Consider the following 8,320-nt stretch of genomic DNA (forward strand, 5'->3'; position numbering starts at 1 on the left):
ATCTCCGTTCTGTGTCGCAACTGAACAGAATCACAACCTGCTGAATTCACTCAACTCATTTCCGATTGGCCTCTAAGACTGCGTGAAACCTGTCCAAAGCGCCTCGAACTCGGCATCCCCGCTCGCCTGCGCGTGATTGACCACCTGCCTGGGCTTGCACACGAATGAAGTGCGGGATGCGTACTGATTTCAGGAGTACCGGACAGCCGGGTATGGAGTGGGCCTTGCGCTGCGTCCATCGATGTATCTGCATCAAGCCTCACTTACACCCCTTCCCCTGCGTTGGTCTCTTTTGCGCAACTGATCTCCCATAAGGACAATAGCGAAGCGCGCCTGCCGCTGAGTAAGCTCAACCCTAAGGCGTAAAGGGGAAGGCAATGGTCACCCGCACAAGGGATCCGTATCAACCGGGCGGGCACGACCGCCAGGGTACTTCGTCGATACGGTCAGCAGATGCGGCTAAGTTTCGTGGCAAAGAGGCTGGCGAGCAAGATGGTTGCATGCCGCCTGCTTGGTGGCTTTTGCCGTCAGTGCTTCTGGGCTGCGTTGCATGGGGTTTGATCATCTATGCAGTCTGGGCATGGTTGGTGTGAAGGAGAGGCCTGAATCGCAGATGGCAAGATCATCCTATAGGGGAAAAATGCGGCACGCAGCGTCTGCGCAATTGGTTCGTAAAGATGTTCGAGGACGTGACGCCAAATACATGTGTTTGTGATCGCGCGAATCTTCCAGGGTGTTCTTTCTGGTTCTTGTTTTACTGGGCGCAGCAGAGGTGAATTACTTCGCCGCTGAAATTACACTGCAAGTATCGCATCGAACGATTGGAGAGAATAGTCCACCCATCCATCAAACCATATCGATTTTTGCTTAATTTGTAAGTGAGTAGGTGGCGACAGTTAGGAATAGAGATGCCTGTCTTTGCACATGCAATGGGGCGACTATCATCAAATGAGGTGCAGTATGCGACCAAGGCTTGAATTGACCCACTGCCAATACCAGTCCACGAGAGAATCCGCACCAAAGCGGAGCAGTTCCTCAGCGCGCACTGCTTGGCTCGCCTGCACTGAAAGCGATGTCGAGCGGCTGGATGCGAAAGCCGCAGAGTCAATGTCTTGCTATCCTTTGGAGCGCGCCCGTGTTTTGTTGATTGGCTTTGAGGCCGATGAGCTTTGCGATATAAGTCACGGGCTTTGTACCATCGGCGTGGATGCTACAGATTCGATATCGAATGTGGATCATCTGCATAAGGCGTCTGAATATCTCCTCGGCTTCACCCATATTCTTGTCAATATTGACGCCTTCGAAGATGTTGAAAGCGCAGTTGATGTCCTTCTGGCCTATCGGTCCAACGCGCCCTTTATGGTCATTGTAGCCTGCTCCTATATGGTTGGTGGCGATGATTTTGGCCGCGAGCGCACAGCAATATGCGATGCAACTCTTAAAATGCCGATTTCGACATCAAGATTGGCAAAGGGTCTTTCTTCAGCCGAGTTGGCAGTGTCAGCGAACCGTTGTTGTTCGCTCTTTGCTCTGGAGCGTCAGTGAGGTATGTTGATGCTTCCGCGGCCTGAAGAGACCCGCCATGCGCCGCTTCGATCCGGCCGAATTCGGCCGCATGCTCGCCCGCCTGACCCCGCAGGAGCTGCGCCAGGCCGAGGCCCTCTTTGTCGATGCGCGCAAGCGTGCGGAGGCCGTCCTTGAGATCGACGCGCGGGCCGATGCCGACGGCCCAGCGGCGTCCTGCCCGCGCTGTGGGGGCGACGCACGGACCCGGTGGGGGCGAACCAGAACCAGCGCACAGCGATGGCACTGCTCGGAGTGCGGAGCGACATGGTCGGGCCGCAGCGGGACGCCTCTGGCCCGGGTGCATCGCCCGGCCTGGTGGTTGCGCTGGCGCGTGACATGATCGAGGCACCGCAGCCGATGCCCTGCCGCCACGGGGCCGATAAACTGGGAGCGTCACGTCACGGCATCTGGCGTTCGCCCCCGGCCTCGGACCGTGTATGGATGGCTCCCGCGAATGCTGCCCTCAGGAAGCGCAGGTCACTGCTGATCTGGCTGGACAAGGAGATGGCCTGGCACGCGCCCGCATGAGGGTCGTCCCGGGCGCCCGCCTCATAGCCGGACCTGCTGGACCAGATCCCCGAAGACGAGGACATCGGCACCGTGACAGCAGACGGCGCCTATGACACCCGCCGCTGCCACAGCGCCATCATCGTGCGGCGGTAGCCGCCCTTCTCAGGTCCAACCGGGTGCGGCGAGCGCGATGCCGGCAAGCGCGCAGCCAGCCAGGACCGTCACTGGACCAAGCTTGAAGCGGAACACGGCAACAAGCGCAGCCAGCACCAGGGCAGCCGCTGCAACGTTGATCGTGGACCAGACCGGGACCTCAAGGTCGAGGCCGAGGGATGTGATGGTGCGGACCTCAACAAACACCACATGCATCCCGAACCAGACAGCGAGGTTCAGGATCACCCCCACCACGGCGGCTGTGATGGCCGTCAGCGCCGCCGTCAGCACCTTGTTGTCGCGCAAACGCTCGATGAAGGGTGCGCCGAGAAATATCCACAGGAAGCAGGGCGTGAAGGTCACCCAGGTCGTCAAAAGCCCGCCCAGCGTTGCGGCCCAGAGCGGCGACAGGCCGCTTGCCTCGCGGAATGCGCCCATGAAGCCCACGAACTGCGTGACCATGATCAGCGGCCCCGGCGTGGTTTCTGCCATGCCCAGCCCGTCGAGCATCTCGCCCGGTGCCAGCCAGCCGAAATTCTGCACCGCTTCCTGCGCGACATAGGCCAGCACCGCATAGGCGCCGCCAAAGGTCACCACTGCCATGATGCTGAAGAACCCGGCAATCTGGGCAAAGACATTGGCCGGGCCGAGTGCAATGAACAACAGCGCAACCGGCGCCAGCCAGAGGACGAGAAAGATCGCCGAGACGCGGAAGGCATAGCCCCGGCTGACCTCGGCGTGATCAGGCGTTTCCTCTCCCAGCAGCGTATCGGCGTCATCGACCTCGACCTTGCCGACCTTGCCGTGTCCACCGCCACCATGAAACGCGGATACACCCGCTCTGGCCCCAAGAAAACCGATCATGCCCGCCGCAAGGATAATCAGCGGGAACGGCACGGCGAACCCGAAGATCGCGATGAACGAAGCGACGGCGATGGCGATCATCGCGCTGTTCTTCAGCGCGCGCGCACCGATGCGGATGACCGCCTGCACCACGATGGCCAGCACGGCGGCCTTGAGCCCGAAGAACAGCGCCTCGACCGCGCCGACATTGCCGTAAAGCGCATAGATCCAGCTCAAGCCCATGATCGCGACGACCCCGGGCAGCACGAACAGGACACCCGCGATGATGCCGCCGAGGGTGCGGTGCATCAGCCAGCCGATATAGACGGCCAGTTGCATCGCCTCGGGCCCCGGAAGCAGCATGCAGTAGTTCAGCGCATGCAGGAACCGCTTCTCACCCAGCCAGCGCTGTTCCTCGACCAGGATACGGTGCATGAGCGCGATCTGCCCGGCCGGGCCGCCAAAGCTCAAGAGGCCGATACGAGCCCAGATGCGGGTGGCTTCGGAAATGGTGGGATAGGCGCGGTTCTGCATCACTCTGCCTCTGGCGTGTTGGTGGCCCGATTGCGGGACTTCTCGGTTGCAACCTGCCCACGGCCATAGAGCGGTTCTGTGACGTCCCGGCGGCGTCACACCCTCACGGTGGCACCGGGCTGCGTTCCGTGACAGCCAGCATGTCCCTGCGCGGTCCGATCTTCAAGCGCAAGCCTGATCGGGTCCAGCACGTGAAATGATGGACGTGAGGGCAGCGCGGGTTTCAGTCGCTCGCGCTCGATCGCGGGGGGGGGCGGCCATGTCAGCCTGACTTTCTGCTCTCAAGCAGTGCCTTGACCACAAGGGCCACAATGGCGATCAGCGTGAGGGTTGAAGCGGCCGCAAAGGCCCCCACGGCGTTGAGGTCGTTGAACAGAAGTTCGACATGCAGCGGCAGGGTGTTGGTCTGGCCGCGGATGTTGCCCGAGACGACGGCCACGCCGCCGAACTCGCCCACCGCGCGGGCGGTGCACAGGACCGCGCCATAGAGCAGCGCCCATTTGATATTGGGCAGCGTCACCCGCCGGAACACCTGCCATCCAGAGGCGCCGAGCGTCACGGCCGCCTGTTCCTGCTCGGTCCCTTGCGCCTGCATCAGGGGCAGCACCTCGCGCGCCACAAAGGGCGCGGTCACGAACATCGTCACCAGGACGATGCCGGGCAGGGCGAAGATCACCTGCAGGTCATTGGCCTGCAGCCACGGCCCCAGAAGCCCCTGCCGCCCGTAAAGGAACAGGTAGCAGACCCCGGCGATGATGGGCGATATCGAAAACGGGATTTCAATGATCGTGACAAGGATACCGCGCCCCGGAAAGCGATGCTTGGCCACCGCCCATGCAGCGGCAATCCCGAAAGCGACGTTGATCGGCACCACGATGATCGCAGTGATCGTGGTCAGCCAGATCGCATGCAGCGTGACAGGGTGCAGGATGTTGGCCACATACACGTCCCACCCGCGCGAGAAGGCGCGGGCGAAGATATAGGCCATGGGGGCCACGATGAACAGCAGCGTCAGCCCCACGGCAAGGCCGATGAGCACACGTTGACCGTGCCGGGATTGCAGCCGCGACTGGCTGGGCAAATGGTTCAATGCGACCGTGCTCATCGATTGCCCTCGCGGTAGCGGGATGCCCAGTATTGCAGGAGGTTCGAGACCAGCAGCAGGATCAGCGCGAAGACCAGCAGCACCAACGCGATGGCTGCAGCGCCGTTATAGTCGAATTCCTCTAGCCGGATGAAGGCCAGGAGTGCGGCGATTTCCGTGCGGAAGGGCAGATTGCCCGCGATGAAGACGATGGCGCCGAACTCACCCAGCGAACGCGCGAAAGCGATGGTGCAGCCCGCCAGCCAGGCCGGCAGGATGGCAGGAAAGACGACGCGGGTGAAGATCGTCCAGGGTCGCGCGCCCAGCGTGACGGCGGCTTCTTCCAGCGCCGGGTCCATATCTTCCAGCACGGGCTGGACGGTGCGCACGACGAAGGGGACCGAGGTAAAGGCCATCGCCAGCGCGATGCCCCAGATGGTGTAAACAACGGGTATACCTGCGGGATGCAGCACCGCCCCGAACCAGCCATTAGCAGAAAACAGCGCCGTCAGCGACAGGCCCGCCACCGCCGTGGGCAGCGCGAAGGGCACATCCATCAGCGCATCCAGAATGCGCTTGCCCCGGAACTCGTAGCGCACCAGCACCCAGGCCATCAGTAAGCCGTAAAGCGCATTGAAGATCGTGGCGATCACCGCCGCAGTCAGCGTGATCTGGAACGCCGCCACCGCGCGCGGGGAACTGACGATGGCCCAGAACCGCGCCGGGCCCATCTCGGCCCCCTTCAGGATCAGCGCGATCACCGGGATCAACACGATCAGCGTCAGATACAGCAGCGTTGTGCCGAGGCTCAGTGTGAACCCCGGCAGGACGCGCTTGGTGCGGATGGGGGCGCTGCTGGGCGCCCCCGGATCGGCCTGTGCGGTGCTCATCGCATCACTGGTTCACGAAGACGCGGTCCAGCCGCGCGCCTTCGGCAAAGTGGTCGCGCTGGATCGCCTCCCAGCCGCCGAAGGTGTCCTCGGCTGTGACCAGTTGGACATCGGGGAGCCTGTCGGAATACTCTGCTTCCACGTCTTCGTCAGTGACGCGATAGAAGTGTTCCGCCAGAATACGCTGTGCCTCGGGCGTGTAGAGCCATTCGAGATAGGCATTCGCGACCTCGGTGTTGCCGTTGCGCTCGGCCACTTCGGCCACGACAGCGACGGGAAAGGCGGCGAACAGGCTGATCGAGGGCGTCACGCGCTCGAGATTCTGGTCCTCATAGGCCTCGGCGATCCCGCCGGTTTCCGCCTCGAACGTGACCAGCACATCGCCCATGCCGCGTTCGGCAAAGGTCTGCGTGGCCCCGCGCCCGCCGGTATCGAACACCGGCACGGAATCGAAGATCTCCTTCACGAAGGCTTCGGCCGCATCTTCGTCGCCATCGTTATGCTCGAGCCCATAGGCGAAGGCGGCAAGATAGGTATAGCGTGCATTGCCGCTGGTGCGCGGGTTGGGGAAGATAACCTCGACATCCGCGCGGGCCAGATCGTCCCAGTCCTGAATGTCGAGCGGGTTGCCTTCGCGCACAAGAAAGGCGGGCAGCGAATAATAGGGCGAGGCGCCATTGGGCAGCAGGTCGCGCCAGTCTTCGGGCACCAGCCCCCCATCCACCAGAACGTCGATATCGGTTTCCTGGTTGAAGGTCACGACATCGGCGTTCAGCCCTTCAAGGATCGCCCGCGCCTGACGCGACGAGCCGCCATGGCTCATGTCGATGGTGACGCTGCGGCCCGTGGTTTCCTGCCAATGGTCGGCAAAGACCGGATTCAGCGCTTCGAACAACTCGCGAGCGATGTCATAGCTGGTATTGAGCAGGCTGTCCTGCGCGGTCGCCGGGGCTGCAAGGCCCAGGGCCAGAACAGCAGCAAGAAGCGGGCGTTTCATGAGGAAGTCTCCTGTTTCTGAGGACTGGACACAGTGGGGGATGCGGGCCGCGCGCTGCGTCGCGCCGGGGTAGAAGCTGTGGCAAAGAGTGTACCGGCCTCGATTTTCAGCTGTACCGGCGTGTCGGCAATCAATGTCTGAGCCTGAACTGCGCGGCGGGGCACATCGGCCTCGGCCTCTTTGCCGTCCTCATGGCGCAGGATCAGGCGCAGATGCGCCCCGTTGGAGGTTCGGGTGGCGATCCGCCAGGGCGAGGATGTGGTTGGCACCGGCATTATGTCTTCGGGCCGGACGAACAGCGTGGCCGCGCCATCGGGCAGCGCGCGGCGCGGCAGGGCGGTCAGGTCCAGCCCCTTCCCCTCGGCCCGACCGGCCTGCAGGGTGACGGGCAGCTCCACCGTGGCCCCCATGAACCGCGCGACGAATTGGGTGGCGGGGTGGTCGTGGATCGCATCGGCATGGCCGATCTGCTCGATCCGGCCCTCGCCCATTACCACGACACGATCAGCCAGCTCGAACGCCTCTTCCTGGTCATGGGTGACGAAGATGGTGGTGGAGCCTGTCGCCTCATGTACGCCACGCAGCCAGCGCCGCAGGTCGCGCCGGATCGCGGCATCAAGCGCGCCGAAGGGCTCGTCCAGCAGCAGCACTTTGGGTTCGATCGCCAGTGCGCGGCCCAATGCGACCCGCTGGCGCTGGCCACCGGAAAGCTGGGTCGGATAGCGGTCGGCCAGATGGGCAATCTGCAGGAAATGCAACAGCTCCTCGACCTTCGCGGCGATAACCGCCTTGCCCGGCCGCTCAGATCGCGGCCGGACTGTCAGCCCGAAGGCCAGATTGTCGCGCACGCTCATGTGTGGGAAGAGGGCGTAGTGCTGGAACACGAAGCCGATGCGTCGGTCCTGTGCGGCCAGTTGCAGCCAGTCGGCCCCGTCCACCACCAACCGCCCGGCATCGGGCCATTCCAGCCCCGCGATGATCTTCAAAAGCGTGGTCTTGCCCGAGCCCGAAGGACCCAGCAGCGCGACCAGTTCGCCCTTTTCGACGCCCAGATCGATCCCGCGCAGAACATCCGTTTGCCCGAACTGTTTGGTCAGCCCTGAGATGCTGATTGACATGAATGCGCCTTTCTCAACCAAGCCGCTGAGTTAAGGAGGGTTTTTGCGCAGGGCAAGCCGACTGCCCCTGACATCTCGTGCCCCGGGGTGACGGGTATTCCTTCGTTACGACATGCCGCGCGACAGGATTTGTACGGACCCGGCTTTCTGAGAACGTGAGGTGGAATTCCGCGGAAACAGCCGGAAAGTGTTCCTTATTACTCGGCCTATGCTCAATCATTCCGAATTCTATTCCTGACAGAGCGCTATCCCGGACAGCCATTCTGTCTGAACGCGGATGTCTGGAATCTCTGTGATCTACGAGGATACGCACCGGCTGACGGGCCCGATTGCGCTGATCCCCCGCAGCGCAGTTCCGTCAGGGTGCAGGACCCTGGCGCGCGCGTCGTTGGCAAGGGGCGCAGCATCTCGGCCCCGAGGGCGCGATGCGCATCCTGCCAGGACGGGTCAACGACATCAGTCTGCCAGATATGGTTGAGAGTGTGCCCATTGGAGCAAAGGAAATAGGCAGAACCGACCATGCTCAGATAAAGATGCAGTGGATCTATTGTTCGTCACCTGACGCAAGATTCCCAACGGCTGCAGGGTGTGTCATACCTTGGGCATGAGACGCTCCGACATCTGC

8 protein-coding genes and 2 pseudogenes are annotated in these 8,320 nt (G+C 62.4%); 4 read left to right on the top strand and 6 right to left on the bottom strand.

Features of this window, described 5'->3' with window-relative positions; all coding sequences use genetic code 11:
• The first annotated feature begins 960 nt into the window (after positions 1-960).
• The 4 genes and pseudogenes from HUK65_RS17515 to HUK65_RS17525 all read left to right on the top strand — a co-directional run.
• On the top strand, positions 961-1,545 hold the full coding sequence (locus HUK65_RS17515; RefSeq protein WP_179907559.1) for a hypothetical protein: 585 nt from the start codon (positions 961-963) through the stop codon (positions 1,543-1,545).
• Between the two features lie 70 nt (positions 1,546-1,615).
• A complete protein-coding gene (locus HUK65_RS19290; protein ID WP_456095395.1) occupies positions 1,616-1,906 on the top strand; it encodes a transposase in 291 nt (96 codons plus the stop codon).
• A 101-nt stretch (positions 1,907-2,007) separates the two neighbouring features.
• A pseudogene (locus HUK65_RS17520) lies at positions 2,008-2,113 on the top strand (IS5/IS1182 family transposase); the annotation flags it as partial.
• Between the two features lie 8 nt (positions 2,114-2,121).
• Positions 2,122-2,223 (top strand): annotated as a pseudogene (locus tag HUK65_RS17525) (IS5/IS1182 family transposase); the annotation flags it as partial.
• A gap of 15 nt (positions 2,224-2,238) precedes the next feature.
• Here the strand turns inward: HUK65_RS17525 and chrA are convergent.
• From chrA to HUK65_RS19210, 6 genes are all read right to left on the bottom strand, one after another.
• Entirely contained in the window at positions 2,239-3,606 is a 1,368-nt protein-coding gene (chrA, locus tag HUK65_RS17530; protein WP_179907560.1) for a chromate efflux transporter, read from the bottom strand.
• 262 nt (positions 3,607-3,868) lie between these two features.
• A complete protein-coding gene (cysW, locus tag HUK65_RS17535; RefSeq protein ID WP_179907561.1) occupies positions 3,869-4,711 on the bottom strand; it encodes a sulfate ABC transporter permease subunit CysW in 843 nt (280 codons plus the stop codon).
• Positions 4,708-5,580, bottom strand: a complete 873-nt coding sequence (gene cysT / locus HUK65_RS17540; protein WP_179907562.1) for a sulfate ABC transporter permease subunit CysT — start codon at positions 5,578-5,580, stop codon at positions 4,708-4,710. Before cysT ends, cysW begins: the two co-directional genes overlap by 4 nt.
• Before the next feature lie 4 nt (positions 5,581-5,584).
• Complete coding sequence (locus HUK65_RS17545; RefSeq protein WP_179907563.1) at positions 5,585-6,577, bottom strand: sulfate ABC transporter substrate-binding protein; 993 nt, start codon at positions 6,575-6,577, stop codon at positions 5,585-5,587.
• Positions 6,574-7,695: a sulfate/molybdate ABC transporter ATP-binding protein gene (locus tag HUK65_RS17550; protein WP_179907564.1), complete on the bottom strand. Its 1,122-nt coding sequence runs from the start codon at positions 7,693-7,695 to the stop codon at positions 6,574-6,576. Before HUK65_RS17550 ends, HUK65_RS17545 begins: the two co-directional genes overlap by 4 nt.
• Before the next feature lie 245 nt (positions 7,696-7,940).
• Positions 7,941-8,243, bottom strand: a complete 303-nt coding sequence (locus HUK65_RS19210; RefSeq protein ID WP_407692442.1) for a hypothetical protein — start codon at positions 8,241-8,243, stop codon at positions 7,941-7,943.
• Between the last annotated feature and the right edge of the window lie 77 nt (positions 8,244-8,320).

The sequence above is a fragment of the Rhabdonatronobacter sediminivivens genome (assembly GCF_013415485.1).
GTDB classification, from domain to species: Bacteria; Pseudomonadota; Alphaproteobacteria; order Rhodobacterales; family Rhodobacteraceae; genus Rhabdonatronobacter; species Rhabdonatronobacter sediminivivens.